Genomic DNA, 14154 nt, shown 5'->3' on the forward strand with positions numbered 1-14154 from the left:
TAGTATTTAACTTAATTCATTGCTACCAAAGTGCTTCCACGCAAAACAGGCACAACATCATAAAGGTCTTTTTGCAAGCAATAAGATATATCTTTCTGGATTCCCAAACGCTGCAACCTGCGCACGTGGGACGAATTGGAAACGCTGGCCAGCAAGTTGTTACGGCTCTGATCGTAAAGTCGTTGCGCCATCAATGTGCCATCTTCCAAAAGCATAAACTGGTCTTTCAGCGCGTCGGCAAGCGCACCTGCAAATAATGTATCTTCCAGATTGGGCCGTCCTTTCCAGCCTGCGCAAAGCACCAGTATGTCATAAGGCTCTGAACGCAAATGATTCGTCAATGCACCCAGGTTCAGGAACGATCCGATCATTACTTTCACTGCCGATGCCTTTGCCTTAGCGATTGATAACGTTCCGTTTGTGGTTGTCATTGCGATCTGCGAGCCGATCAGCCGCTCATTCATATAACTGAAAGGCGAATTGTCCAGATCAAAACCTTCTACTTTCCGTGCGTCGCGTTCCGCAGCTGCAATGAAACCCTTATCCTGTAACAATTTACATTCTTCAATACTGGCAACAGGCGTAATGCTCTTGACACCATAAGCGAGGCCGGTAACCATGCACGAAGTAGCCCTGAAAACGTCTGCTACAACTACAATTGAATTATCCAGTTTGTGTAAATGAAGCAGGTCGGGTGTAAGGCAAACATCAAGTTGTTTCATAAAATGCAATCGATACTATGGAGTAAATTGGGGGGAGATATTTAGTTTTTTACAAAAGGCAGTTTGACAACTTTGGCTTTCAACAACCTGTCGCGCACTTTTACGAAAATTTCTGTTTCAGGCTTGGCAAATGCCGCAGGGACGTAGCCCAGGCCAATCCCTTTTTGTAATGTTGGTGATTGTGTTCCCGAAGTCACTTCGCCCAATCTGGTGCCGGATTCATCGCAAAGCTCATAATGTCCGCGCGGGATTCCCCGGTCGATCATTTCGAAGCCCACCAATTTTTTCCGCAAACCTGCTTCTTTCTGCTCTTTCAATTCCTTTGCGTCGATAAAGTCTTTGGTGAATTTGGTAACCCAGCCTAAGCCAGCTTCCAGCGGTGAAGTGTTATCGTCAATGTCGTTTCCGTAAAGACAGAAGCCTTTTTCAAGTCGCAATGTATCACGGGCGCCTAGTCCCACAGGTTTTATTCCAAATTCCGCTCCGGCCGCAAATATGGCTTTCCACATGTTTACTGCGTCGGCGTTTTTAACATATATTTCAAATCCGCCTGCACCGGTGTAACCTGTTGCCGAGATGATCACATCCGGAATCCCAGCCATTTCACCGATTTTGAATGTATAATAATCCATTGCACTCAGATCTACCGCAGTAAGCTTTTGCAAAGTTGGCGTCGCATTCGGCCCCTGGACTGCAAACAGGCACAAGTCATCGGAAAGATTTTCCATCGTAACCCCTTCTGCATTGTGGCTTTGAATCCAGTTCCAGTCCTTTTCAATGTTGGATGCGTTCACAACCAGGAAATATTCGTCTTCTTTAATTCTGTAAACCAATAAATCGTCCACCACACCGCCTTTTCCATTAGGCAAATAACTGTACTGCACTTTTCCATCGAACAAAGCAGCAGCATCATTGGAAGTAACTTTTTGTATCAAATCCAAAGCCTTCGGCCCCTTAATGCTGAATTCGCCCATATGGGACACATCAAATACGCCGACATTATTTCTTACAGTGTGGTGTTCATCCAGATCCGAGGAATAACGCACAGGCATTTCAAAACCTGCAAATGGGACCATTTTGGCACCCAAATCAATATGGACCTGGTGTAAAGGGACAGTTTTCATGAATGGTAAATTGGTTCACAATAATTTACAAAAGTAGGTAAAGCCGATCAAAGCGACACAAAAAAGTCTTTTTTCAAATGCTGTTGCGCACTTTTGAAGTATATTGGGAAAAAATATGCTTAAATAATTAGAAGGGCAACTGCCCCGAAACGGAGACTATGAAGAGAAAATTTTTACTTTTTGCCCTCACATTGGTTGCAGCGAAAACGGTTGCTCAGACAGCGACTTTTGTAGGGGAGGTTATTGATGATAAGATCAGTATAGGTTATGGCGTCACGTCCGGCGACGTGGACGGAGACGACAAGCCGGACATTTTACTGGCAGATAAAAAGGAAATTGTTTGGTATAAAAATCCAGGAAAAAAGGCAGAAAAGTGGACGCGCTATGTTATTGCGAGAGACCTGACCGAGCAGGACAATGTATGCATTGCTGCGAGGGACATTGATGGCGATGGAAAGGTAGAAGTGGCCGTGGGTGCGCAGTGGAACCCTTCGGAAACAAAGAATTTGAAACAATCGGGAGCGGTTTACTATTTATCGGCCCCCAGTGACAGGACGCAGCTTTGGGAGCCAGTCCGCCTGCATCACGAAGTGACCATTCACCGCATGCAATGGTTGAAGAAAGCGGACGGCACATTCCAGCTTGCCGTGCTTCCCTTACACGGTGAAGGAAATTCGGGTGGCGAAGGTGCTGGCGTAAAACTTATTGCATTTGATGTTCCTCAAAATAAAACAGGAATCTGGGGATTTGATCTGGTAGAAACCGGCATGCACATGACCCACAATATGCACCCAATGGAAGTGCCCGGCAGAATGCTAGGCTTAGCTGTTGCTGGTAAAGAAGGTGTGCAAGTTTTTCTGGACGGAGCCGAAGGTTTGGCGGCATCAGGCACCTGGATGGTTCCGCAAACGGGAGTAGGAGAGGTTAGAACAGGAAGTCTGGGCAAAAACCAGCTTTTCACCGCCACCATCGAGCCCATGCATGGCAACACATTAGTCGTTTATTCCAAAGACAACAGAACAGTTTTAACAGACAAAATCAAAGAAGGCCACGCATTAGTCTGCGCCGATTTCTTCGGCCAGGGCCGCGACCAGGTCGTAATGGGCTGGCGCAACCCGAATGTTACCGGTGAAACAGGCGTAAGAATTTTCGTAGGATCAGATCCCGAAGGAAAAAAGTGGCAGGAATATGCGCTCGATGATAAAATCAAGATCGCTTGTGAAGACATTACGGCTGCGGATCTGGATGGCGATGGGGATCTGGATATCCTGGCGTCCGGAAGATCGACGCATAATGTTGTTGTGTATTGGAATCAGAAGAAGAAATGAAAAAAGGTCTGAGAGCTTGTCTCTCAGACCTTTTTAGTTGTTGGTGTTGACTTGCCTGTCAGCCTGAGCGGAGACGAAGGCGCGTTCACCAAGGAGTAGCGGGCCTTCGGCTCCGCTCAGGCTGACAGGCAAGTCAACATTATGGTTGACTAGTAACTTCCCTTAGTCCCGTCTCCCCATCAAAAGACTCACATAATAAAGCAACGTAGCAAGTGAACCAATCGCAGCAACCAGATAAGTCCTGGCAGCCCATTTCAGTGCATCGGCAGACATAACATATTCTCTCTCATTCACAATCCTGTTGTTCTTGATCCAGGCAAGTGCTCTGTTACTTGCGTCGTATTCAACAGGCAATGTGATAAAACTGAATATTGTTGTTGCAGCAAATAATGCTACACCGATTGCCAATGGAATTGGCGTTGTGTTTAACAAAACGATTCCGCCCAGGATGATCCATTGCATGTAAGACGAGGCAATGCTCAAGAAAGGCACCATTTGTGATCTGAACTGTAACCATTTATAGGCAGTAGCGTGTTGCACTGCGTGCCCGCATTCGTGGGAAGCGACAGCGGCAGCGGAGACACTTCTTCCGTGATAAACGTCGGGGCTCAGGTTAACGGTTTTATCCTGAGGGTTATAATGGTCAGTAAGGCGTCCTTCAACAGACAAAACCCTTACATCGTATATTCCGCTTTCGCGCAGCATGGTTTCAGCGATTTCTTTTCCGCTCATGCCATTACTCAGCCCTACTTGCGAGTATTCTTCAAATTTACTTTTGAGACGCCATTGCACATAAAGGCTAATAAGCATCACCAAAATACCAATTACATATGCACCAGCCATATTTGTGTTAGTTATATCCTTGTTTTATTTTCTCAATCAGTGCGGTAGTCGAGTAACCCTTTACAAGAGCGATCGTTTTTACCTCACCTCCTTTACCTAAAACAAAATCCGCGCCAGCAATAGTTTCAACGGTATAATCGTCTCCTTTGACCAAAATGTCAGGTTTTACAGCCTCAATCAACTGACTAGGCGTCGGTTCGTCGAACAAAATGACAGCATCTATGAAGGAAAGCGCTGCCATTAATCTTGCTCTAGCATACTCATTGACGACGGGTCTTAATGGTCCTTTGAGGCGGCTTACGGAGGCATCAGTGTTCAAGCCTAAAACAAGCCTGTCGCCCAATGCACGCGCTTTTTCGAGATAATCAATGTGTCCTAAGTGAACAATGTCGAAACAGCCATTGGTAAAAACCACTTTTTGCCCGGCGCGCTGCCAGTCTTCAATGGTTGGAATGGCTTCTTCGAGTCTTAAAATCTTGCTTTCGGTGAGGTTCATGGAATGAATCGGTGTAAGGATTTTTGTAATGTTAGTACGATGTCATACGCGCTTTTGATATAACCGGACTACAAAACAGCCATTAATTTTCAATCGGAACCTGATTGTTTTCGGAAACCGATTTTTTGTTTTGAACTAAAACGTATAGGAATGCCAGTGCGCCGATAATAAGCATAAAAATCATTTGCGCACCATGAATAAACGTAGCCAATGTAATGCCATCGTTTTGAGATAATCCATATAAAATCATCACATTACCAACCAGCAAATGATAAGCTCCTATTCCGCCTTGTGTGGGTGCGGTCATACCAATGGCGCCTACAACCAACAATGTCAAGCCAGCCAATGGTCCGAGGTTGGAAGTTTCAGGAATGCAGAAAAACAGCACATAGGACACGAAATAGTAGAACACCCAAATGCCGATTGTGCTCAGAATAAACAATCCCGGACTCTTTAATTTACGGATGCTCAAAAACCCATCAAGCATTCCTTTTGCGAACGTGACGATCTTCTGGATCAATGCATTCTGCTGCAAACGGTCCCTTAATGCAACATTTTTATAAACTGCAATGCCCGCCGCAACCACAACGACCATGCCCGTTACCAAAATCCCCGCCAGGATTCCAGTGCCTGTGCTGCCGCCTTCGCCGCCTGAGACTTTATTTTGGAAAAAATCAGTGAAAAATTTGCTGAGGCGATCAAATTCGAGAATAAAATTCAAGCCGATCATGATGAGCAGGATCAGCACGTCAAATATACGTTCCGCGACAACGGTTCCGAAGCTGAGGTTGACGGGAATGCGTTCCAGCCTGTATAACGTGCCGCAACGCGTTACTTCGCCCATTCTGGGCACAATGTAATTGGCAAAATAACCGGTTAATACGGAAATAGAACTATTGAAAAGCCCGGGCTTGTGACCCAGCGGTTCCATTAGCATGCCCCAGCGCCAGGCTCTCGTTACGTGTGCGCAAAGCAGTAAAAAGCAGGATAATGCTATCCATCGCCAGTCCGATTTGGCAAACCTGTCCAGCATTTCTGCGAAGTTGATGTCTTTAAAGACAAACCAGATCAGGCCGCCTGCCAGCGCAAGCGAAATGATGTAACGTAAAGCGCTTTTCATAGCTGTTTAAAGAATTTTGAGAACCCGCAAAGAAAAGAAGTTTGGCCTACACCACAAGATGATTATTATGATCCGGAAACACGACCATTGGCTTGAATGTCTTGGCCTCTTCCTGGCTCATGGAGCCGTATGCAATGATAATGATGATGTCGCCGATCTGAACCCTGCGTGCCGCGGCGCCATTCAGGCAGATCATTCCGGACCCTCTTTCGCCCTTGATAACGTACGTCACAAAGCGCTCTCCGTTATTATTATTGACAATGTGAACCTGTTCATTTTCAACCAATCCGGCAGCGTCGATAAGATCTTCGTCGATGGTGATGCTGCCTACGTAATTCAACTCCGCCTGAGTCACCTTAACCCGGTGAATCTTCGATTTCATGAGTGTTATTTGCATTACCAGGTAATGTAAGTCGGGAATTTATTAATGTCCTTATTCACCCCAAAGTTAAGGGAATAATATACAGCCTTCAAAACATCGGCGTTATGGTTACGGTTCCCGTTCACAAATGCGGACACTGCAAGTAATTATTATGACAAGTATGCTTTAAACAATATTATCCACTTTATCTTTTCACTATCAAATCAGATGCGTTCAGAAAATAAACCGAAGGATGTGAAGCGCCGGGAGTTTTTGCAAAAAACGACGGCAGCAGCGATTGGAAGCTTTTTTATTGTCCCACGGCACGTGCTGGGCAAAGGCTTCGTGGCACCAAGTGACAAATTGAACATTGCGGGAATAGGGGTTGGCGGAAAGGGTTTTTCGGATACAAATAATGCTTGGAATAAAGGTGCCGAAAATCTCGTAGCACTTTGTGACGTGGATTGGAACCAGGCCAAAAAGAATTTTGAGCTGCATCCGACTGCGAAAAAATACAAGGATTTCAGGAAGATGTTTGATGAAATGGAAAAGGACATCGACGCCGTAACCGTTTCCACAACCGACCATATGCACGCCATTATCGCGATGGCAGCCATGCAGCGCGGCAAGCACGTATATGTGCAAAAGCCATTGACGCACGACATTTATGAAGCGCGTATGCTTACAGAAGCAGCCCGGAAATATAAAGTGGTAACCCAAATGGGCAACCAGGGCGCTTCTAACCCTGCGCAAACACAGATGAAAGAATGGTTTTCCAAAGGTCTGATCGGTAATGTGCACGAAGCGCACGTTTGGACCAACCGTCCGGTGTGGCCGCAAGGAATCCCCGTTCCAACCGAAAAATTCCCTGTCCCTGCTGACATTGACTGGGAACTTTGGGTAGGATCGGCTGAATGGGTTGATTATAATCCGGCATGGCATCCATTCAAATGGAGAGGCTGGTGGAATTTCGGAACAGGCGCATTAGGCGACATGGGCTGCCACCTGATCGACCCTGCTTTCCGCACATTAGGACTAGGCTATCCAACCGAACTGGAATGTAGCGTAGGACAAGTTTTCATCAAAGACTGGACGCCCGAATACATTCCCGAAGGCTGCCCGCCATCATCGAGGGTTCAGCTTAAATTCCCTGCGAACAAGATCAACAAATCCGAAGTAACATTAACCTGGCACGACGGCGGCCTACGTCCTTTCCATCCGGACATTATCCCTGCCAACGATCCGCTAGGCGAGCCAGACAGCAGCAATGGTGTATTGTTGATAGGGCAAAAAGGCGTTATGACTTGCGGGACTTATGGTATTAACCCGAAAGTTTACCTGAACGACGGCACGAAGCTCGAATACAAGCAAGGTGATTTTGGAAACAAATACACACCAATGCCAGAATTCGGTCACCACGTCTCCTGGACCGACGCCTGCAAAGCCGGTTTCAACAGCAAGGAACACAAAGCATTAACCTCATCATTCGACTACGCCGGCCCATTGACCGAAACCGTAATCATGGGTAACCTCGGAATCCGCAGCTACAACCTCCGCACAGCGAAAGCAGACGGCAAAGGATTTGACTATCCAGGTCGCAAGAAATTGCTTTGGGATGGTAATAATATGAAGATTACCAACTTTGATGAGGCGAACCAGTTTGTGAAGAGGAAGTATAGAGGGGATTGGAAGTTGTCTTAAAGCGGGGAGGAGTTTTATGTCGGCTGGGCTGACCCGGTTAGCCTGAGCAGGCCTGCCTTGTTAGCTTGTGTCAACCACACCCTGTCAGCCTAAGCCAATCAAGCCCTGTCAGCCTGAGCGGAGACGAAGGCGCGCTACTTCCTTGGTAACGCGCCTTCGTCTCCGCTCAGGCTGACAGGGCTTGGTAGCTGCTGACAAGCCTTCTAAAACACAACATTATCAATCAGCCTCACAGGCCCTAAAAACGCAGCCACGCAAATAGCATTCGTTCCGGCAGCGCCGAGGCTGGGAATCGGCTGCAATGTCTTCACATCTGCCACTTCAAAGTAATCCAGCTTAAACTCCGGAATAGCATTAAATTCATCGCTAGCGGCGGAAACGGTTTCTGTAATGCCTTTCCCTGCCAGCAAACTTTGCTTTGCCTCTTCCAATATCCGATAAATATGCGGAGCAATGTTGCGTTCAGCGTCATTGAGCCTGCGGTTGCGGGACGACATGGCCAGGCCATCCGTTTCTCTAATAGTAGGGCAGACGATCAGTTCCAGGTTAAACGCAAGGTCCGAGACCAGCCTTTTGATGATAGAAACCTGCTGCAAATCCTTTTGACCAAAATAAGCGCGGTGCGGGCTTACAATGTGAAAGAGCTTGGAAACGACTATGCCGACACCATTAAAGTGACCCGGTCTTGAAGCCCCTTCCATCACACTTTCTAATGTGCCGAAGTTGATGATTAGGGATGATTTTTCAGGATACATTTCCTCCACGGATGGCGCGAAGACGGCTGTGCAGCCTGCTTGTTCCAGCATAGCACAATCTGCTTCTAACGTACGTGGATATTTCAGCAGATCTTCGGGGTTATTAAACTGGGTCGGATTGACGAAAATGCTGGCGACTGTGACGTCGTTATCTTTAATGGAAGCGTCAACGAGTGAAATGTGGCCTTCGTGCAATGCGCCCATGGTGGGAATTAGCCCAATGGTTTTTTGCTCTGAAAGTTGTTGATCGAGGAAACTGCGCAGGCCTTTGATTGAAGTAAATACTTCCATTGAAAAAGTGGAATCAGAGGGAGTAATCAAACCGCAGCGGATGCTTTTCTTTCATGTGAGCAACTATCCGTGGGCGATGAAAAAATTTGGAATGGGAATTCCCAAACTGAGCGCAATATGACATTTAGTTTGGAATATTTTTTGATTTTGCCATTTTTTTTGTATAATTTTGCAAAACTTTTTTTCACAAACTGCTGAAACATCTATGGAGAAACTACGAATTTTGTATGTAGCCAGTGAAATCAATCCTTTCCTCCAAACCACCGATGTTGCCGATTACGTAAGGAAACTTCCTCAGGCAATGCAGGAACGAGGTGCAGAAATCAGAATTCTTGTTCCCCGTTTTGGTCTTATCAATGAACGCAAAAACCGGCTTCATGAAGTAGTTCGACTGTCAGGAATAAATATTACCGTAGGAGATGAAGAAAAGCCTTTGATTATCAAAGTGGCTTCTATCCCTAATGCGAAGTTGCAAGTCTATTTTATTGACAATGATGATTATTTTCACCGCAAATCGGTGTTCTTTGATAAAGAGAATAACTTTTACGATGACAATGACGAGCGCGCGATCTTCTTCTGCAAAGGTGTATTGGAAACGGTAAAAAAATTGGGTTGGGCTCCTGACGTGGTGCATTGCAACGACTGGATGACTGCTTTGATTCCATTGTATCTGAAAACTACTTACCGCAACGATCCGATGTTTAAGGATACGAAAAGTGTGTTTACGGTGCATAACAACGCTTTTGACTATAAATTTGACGCAGATTTACATAACAAGGCGAAAGCAATGGATGTAAGCGATGAAGCTTTGGCTCATTTGCGCTCTAACGACTTTGAAGGATTTGTTAAAATTGGCTGTGCATATGCGGACGCGGTTTTGAAGGCGGACGATCATTGTAGCGAAAGTCTGAACCAGATTTTCAACAATGCGCCGAAACGTGTTGAGCTTGACGAACAGGATGAGAAGTTCTCGGAATCATATTACAATCTTTATACGGATCTGATGAACTGATCCCGGATATATCACTGAAAATGATGGCGGCCATAATGGTCGCCATTTTTTTTGTACTAATCGTAAAAATCACGGAATAGGATATTTACGATGTGTTCGAGCACTCTTATGAAATTGGATAATTTTTAGTAATTAATTATAATATAGCTTGTTAAGCATTCCTGATTGCTATTTATTTGCACCGTATCATTTAACATACACTCAATTTAAATTCTTAAAATATGTGTGGAATTGTAGCTTACGTAGGAAGCAGAGAAGCTTATCCCCTAATTCTCAAAGGTCTTAAAAGATTAGAATATCGGGGTTATGACAGCTCGGGAATTGCCTTGCTGGAAAATGACAAATTGGATATTTATAAGAAAAAAGGCAAGGTATCCGACCTCGAAAGTGAGCTTGCTTCCAAACATTTAACCGCCACAATCGGCATCGGGCACACGCGCTGGGCCACACACGGAGAGCCAAATGACGTAAATGCACACCCGCATTACTCCAATAACCGCCGGCTTTCCATCATTCACAACGGCATTATAGAGAATTATGCTTCGATCAAACAAAATCTGGTCACAAAAGGGCATAAGTTTCTAAGCGATACAGACACAGAAGTTCTTATTCATTTTATAGAAGACATTCAGCAGGAGACGGGCGGTTCGCTGGAATCTGCCGTGAAACACGCGCTGAAAGAAGTCGTAGGCGCTTATGCGATAGTGGTGATGTCGCTGGATCATCCGGGACAACTTATTGCTGCCAGAAAAGGGAGCCCGCTGGTAATTGGCATCGGGGAAGATGAATTTTTCTTCGCTTCCGACGCCACGCCGATCATCGAGTATACCAAAGATGTGGTTTACCTGGATGATTATGAAGTTGCTGTGATCAGTGACGGGCGGTTAAGCATTCAAAATCTGGATAACACGGAAACCATTCCTTATATCCAAAAGCTGGAAATGGAGTTGGAAACCATCGAAAAAGGTGGTTATGACCATTTCATGATCAAAGAAATTTTTGAACAACCGCGTTCCATCGCCGACAGTATGCGCGGAAGATTGCGTGCGGACGATGCACATTTGCAATTAGGCGGGCTGGCAAATTATCTGGATAAACTGGCCGAAGCCGACCGCATTGTGATCGTAGGCTGCGGCACTTCATGGCATGCAGGTCTCGTAGCGGAATATCTTTTCGAAGAATTGGCGAGAGTGAACGTAGAGGTCGAATATGCTTCCGAATTCCGTTACCGGAATCCGGTTATCAATGAAAAGGACATTGTTATCGCCATTTCACAATCCGGCGAGACTGCGGATACACTGGCTGCCATTGAGCTGGCTAAGTCAAAAGGTGCGACGATATTCGGTGTTTGCAATGTGGTGGGTTCTTCCATCGCCCGCGCAACGCATGCAGGCGCTTACACGCACGCTGGCCCTGAAATAGGGGTGGCGAGTACGAAAGCATTTACGGCTCAGGTGACAGTGCTGACTTTGATCGCTATTGCTACTGCGAAGCGCAAAGGCACGATATCCGAAGAAACTTACCGCCAACTGCTCATTGAGCTGGAAACGATTCCGGCGAAGGTGGAAAAGGTGTTCGAGAACGCTAATAAGATCAAGGAAATCGCATTTATATTCACCTATGCACGCAACTTTATTTATCTGGGAAGAGGTTTGAATTTCCCGGTGGCATTGGAAGGAGCTCTCAAATTGAAAGAGATTTCCTATATCCACGCCGAAGGTTACCCCGCCGCAGAAATGAAGCATGGGCCTATCGCGCTCATCGATGAAGATATGCCGGTGGTTTTCCTGGCAACGAAAGATGGTTCTTACGAGAAAATCGTTTCCAACATTCAGGAAGTGAAGGCACGGAAGGGAAGGGTGATTGCCATTGTTACTGAGGGCGATACGCTTATCCCGGGCATGGTGGATTTTGTGATTGAGGTTCCCAAAGTGCACGAATTACTTACGCCTCTGGTTTCTGTAATTCCGTTGCAGCTGCTTTCTTATTACATTGCCGTTATGCGCGGCAGGAATGTGGATCAGCCCCGGAATCTTGCGAAATCAGTGACAGTAGAGTAATATTTGGTTATAATCTTAAAAAGCGAAGTTGTCTCAATGGCAGTTTCGCTTTTTATTTTGCATAAACTTTTGCAGGAAATAATGTAATGTTGTTTTCGTTAAGTTTGCGCGTTTAGTTTTATAAAAGAGATCATTTCAATGTATAAAAAAATACTGCTTTTCTCTGTCATATGCATTATATCAGCCGCATGCAGTAAAAAAGAAGCCAGTTATGTCCCCAAACCCAAGGGTTTTAACAGGGTGGACCTGCCGCCGCATACTTATCAGAAACTGACTCAGGAGCATCCCTATACATTTGAATTTTCTAAATACGCAGAGGCTGTCCCCGATACATTTGCAACGGCAGGCAAGCATTGGATTTTCATCAATTATCCGCAGTTCAAGGCCAACATTCAAATCACTTACAAAGAGGTCGGGAATAATCCTGCACTGCTGAAAGCATATATTGACGATTCCTATAAGCTGGCCAGCAAGCACCAGATCCGCGCTTCGGCCATTCAGGAACAGCGGGTTTTAAGTAAGACCGGGAAAACGGCCATTTTGTTTAAAATCGAAGGCGACGTGCCCAGCCCTTACCAGTTTTATACTACGGACAGTACAAAACACTTCATGCGCGGCGCCATATACTTTCCGACTGCCACAAAAAACGATTCGCTGGCTCCTGTCATCGATTATTTGCAAAAGGACATGATCCAGCTTTTGAACACATTGAACTGGAGATAAAAATCTGAAAGGCTTTGTTGCTGAATGTGCAAGGCTGTATCTTTGAAGTTCGGACCTCAACAACTGAAACACTATGGCTAAAAAGCAACCCAAGAACCAGCTACTTCTCGATTTTTCGGTGCGTGGTAACCGGATCGTCCTGCATCTTGGTCAGGTGGAGAGCCAGCGGTTGGCTGACGCGCTTTTTGAGGGATTAGTGAATGGGGATTGGATGATCGAGCCTGCGGGCGCGGTTGCAGACATTTCTTATGCGCAGGACATTGTACATCAGATCGGCCATAAACTTCCATATCCTGAGGGAATTAAAATCGCCCAACTGCATAATGTTGATCCGAATTTCAAAGGATTTTCTGCAATATATCGTCAAAAAGGATGGGTGTTTGTCAATGCAGCTTCGGAGATAAATGAACGTAATTATCACATTCATTTGCTGACCGTGTCACTGGGTTTGCATACACTATATACGAATACAACCTCGCTGGCAGCACGTTCTGAGCGATTGATATTTGAGGCCTTGCTTCCTTTTGAAGAAGTAGAAAGCTTTTTCAGAAATGACATTTCAAAAATACCTGATTTCCTGGCTGCTGATATAGCCAATTTCTTCAAAGTCCCATTCCCGATGGTGCTGAAAAGAGCATTGACATTGAAAATCATTTCAGATGCGCAGTATCGCACGTTCATGACGGTTGTTCCCGTCGCCTCCTCCAAGCCGCGCGAACTTTTCGTTTCGCCGGATGGAAACATTGATGACCTGGAAGCACAGCTGTTTTCCCAGGGAATGGAAGATTAATCCTTATTTACATGCAGGTTACTCAGGTCGGGTAGGGGGCTTACCGAAGTCCATCCGCCATCTACGACGAGGCTTTGCCCTGTAATGTGCCCGGAATGCGGGGATAGCAGGAATAAAGCAGCATTAGCAATGTCTTCACAAATCGCCGGACGGCCCATAGGCGTGATCGCAGACCACATTTTTGGGTAAGTCGGATCTTCGGCCAGTGTCCTTTCGGTCAATGTTGCCCCGGGGGCCACTGTGTTAATGGTGATGCCGTGCGGGGATAATTCCAGCACAAGATTTTTTGCCAACATTTCCAATCCTGCCTTCGTCATCGCATATGCACCCAGAAACTGGTGCGCCTGATGGCCTACAACCGAAGACATCAGCAATATTCTGCCGCCCGCTTTTTGCGCACGCATTTGGCGGGCTGCGGCTTGTGTAAGTAAGAAAGATCCCATCAGATTCACTTCCAGGACCTTTCTTAAATTTTCTTCCGGATAAGTAAAAAAGTCGCCGAAGAGCGTAATGCCTGCATTTGCAACCACAATGGAAAGTTTTCCAAAGCATTTAACAGCCTCTTCCACCATTCCATCGATCACCTCAACTTTGGAAGCATCGCCTGCAAATGCAACACATTCGCCTTCCATACTCCGTATTTTACTCGCAGCTTCTTTGGCGAGGGCCTCGTCAAAGTCATTCAAAATCACGCAAGCTCCTTGTGACGCGAGTTGTTTTGCTATCTCAAACCCGATTCCCTGTCCCGCTCCCGTTACGATCGCTACTTGATTATCAAATAATTGGCTGCTCATTATACATGTTATGATTTGAAAGGGCTCTGCTCAG

General features: G+C 45.9%; 14 protein-coding genes. 6 read left to right on the top strand and 8 right to left on the bottom strand.

The features are described 5' to 3' along the window. Nucleotides 1–11: 11 nt before the first annotated feature. Nucleotides 12–722, bottom strand: a complete 711-nt coding sequence (locus LZG74_RS03965; RefSeq protein ID WP_026630547.1) for a 2-phosphosulfolactate phosphatase — start codon at nucleotides 720–722, stop codon at nucleotides 12–14. A 41-nt stretch (nucleotides 723–763) separates the two neighbouring features. Further along, a complete protein-coding gene (gene gcvT, locus LZG74_RS03970; RefSeq protein ID WP_233795306.1) occupies nucleotides 764–1846 on the bottom strand; it encodes a glycine cleavage system aminomethyltransferase GcvT in 1083 nt (360 codons plus the stop codon). Nucleotides 1847–2004: 158 nt separating this feature from the next. Between gcvT and LZG74_RS03975 the strand changes: the two genes are divergently transcribed. Further along, a complete protein-coding gene (locus LZG74_RS03975) occupies nucleotides 2005–3174 on the top strand; it encodes an FG-GAP and VCBS repeat-containing protein (RefSeq protein ID WP_233795307.1) in 1170 nt (389 codons plus the stop codon). 162 nt (nucleotides 3175–3336) lie between these two features. On the opposite strand, the gene LZG74_RS03980 is transcribed toward LZG74_RS03975, so the two are convergent. The 4 genes from LZG74_RS03980 to panD all read right to left on the bottom strand — a co-directional run bounded on the left by LZG74_RS03980 (nucleotide 3337) and on the right by panD (nucleotide 6030). Beyond that, a complete protein-coding gene (locus LZG74_RS03980) occupies nucleotides 3337–4017 on the bottom strand; it encodes a zinc metallopeptidase (RefSeq protein ID WP_026630550.1) in 681 nt (226 codons plus the stop codon). Between the two features lie 7 nt (nucleotides 4018–4024). Beyond that, on the bottom strand, nucleotides 4025–4513 hold the full coding sequence (gene rfaE2 / locus LZG74_RS03985) for a D-glycero-beta-D-manno-heptose 1-phosphate adenylyltransferase (protein WP_026630551.1): 489 nt from the start codon (nucleotides 4511–4513) through the stop codon (nucleotides 4025–4027). A gap of 82 nt (nucleotides 4514–4595) precedes the next feature. Beyond that, nucleotides 4596–5633 (bottom strand): lysylphosphatidylglycerol synthase transmembrane domain-containing protein, encoded by a 1038-nt coding sequence (locus tag LZG74_RS03990; protein ID WP_233795308.1) that lies wholly within the window; start codon nucleotides 5631–5633, stop codon nucleotides 4596–4598. Between the two features lie 46 nt (nucleotides 5634–5679). Then, nucleotides 5680–6030 carry an aspartate 1-decarboxylase gene (panD, locus tag LZG74_RS03995; RefSeq protein ID WP_233795310.1) on the bottom strand — a complete coding sequence of 117 codons (351 nt, stop codon included), beginning with the start codon at nucleotides 6028–6030 and terminating at the stop codon, nucleotides 5680–5682. A gap of 192 nt (nucleotides 6031–6222) precedes the next feature. On the opposite strand from panD, the gene LZG74_RS04000 reads away from it, so the two are divergent. After that, nucleotides 6223–7695: a Gfo/Idh/MocA family protein gene (locus LZG74_RS04000; RefSeq protein WP_233795312.1), complete on the top strand. Its 1473-nt coding sequence runs from the start codon at nucleotides 6223–6225 to the stop codon at nucleotides 7693–7695. 203 nt (nucleotides 7696–7898) lie between these two features. Here LZG74_RS04000 and panC read toward each other — a convergent pair whose 3' ends face one another. Further along, a complete protein-coding gene (gene panC / locus LZG74_RS04005) occupies nucleotides 7899–8741 on the bottom strand; it encodes a pantoate--beta-alanine ligase (RefSeq protein ID WP_233795313.1) in 843 nt (280 codons plus the stop codon). A 205-nt stretch (nucleotides 8742–8946) separates the two neighbouring features. On the opposite strand from panC, the gene LZG74_RS04010 reads away from it, so the two are divergent. The 4 genes from LZG74_RS04010 to LZG74_RS04025 all read left to right on the top strand — a co-directional run bounded on the left by LZG74_RS04010 (nucleotide 8947) and on the right by LZG74_RS04025 (nucleotide 13326). After that, entirely contained in the window at nucleotides 8947–9753 is an 807-nt protein-coding gene (locus LZG74_RS04010; protein WP_026630556.1) for a glycogen/starch synthase, read from the top strand. A gap of 221 nt (nucleotides 9754–9974) precedes the next feature. Further along, nucleotides 9975–11813: a glutamine--fructose-6-phosphate transaminase (isomerizing) gene (gene glmS / locus LZG74_RS04015; RefSeq protein WP_233795314.1), complete on the top strand. Its 1839-nt coding sequence runs from the start codon at nucleotides 9975–9977 to the stop codon at nucleotides 11811–11813. Between the two features lie 138 nt (nucleotides 11814–11951). Continuing rightward, the gene (gene gldD, locus LZG74_RS04020; protein ID WP_233795315.1) at nucleotides 11952–12536 is read left to right on the top strand and encodes a gliding motility lipoprotein GldD; all 585 of its coding nucleotides are present in this window, start codon (nucleotides 11952–11954) and stop codon (nucleotides 12534–12536) included. A 73-nt stretch (nucleotides 12537–12609) separates the two neighbouring features. Further along, a complete protein-coding gene (locus LZG74_RS04025) occupies nucleotides 12610–13326 on the top strand; it encodes a hypothetical protein (protein ID WP_233795316.1) in 717 nt (238 codons plus the stop codon). Here LZG74_RS04025 and LZG74_RS04030 read toward each other — a convergent pair. After that, nucleotides 13323–14120 carry an SDR family NAD(P)-dependent oxidoreductase gene (locus tag LZG74_RS04030; RefSeq protein ID WP_233795317.1) on the bottom strand — a complete coding sequence of 266 codons (798 nt, stop codon included), beginning with the start codon at nucleotides 14118–14120 and terminating at the stop codon, nucleotides 13323–13325. The two genes, LZG74_RS04025 and LZG74_RS04030, sit on opposite strands and share 4 nt — an antisense overlap. Nucleotides 14121–14154 lie beyond the last annotated feature (34 nt).

The organism is Dyadobacter sp. CY327 (assembly GCF_021390415.1).
GTDB lineage: Bacteria > Bacteroidota > Bacteroidia > Cytophagales > Spirosomataceae > Dyadobacter > Dyadobacter chenhuakuii.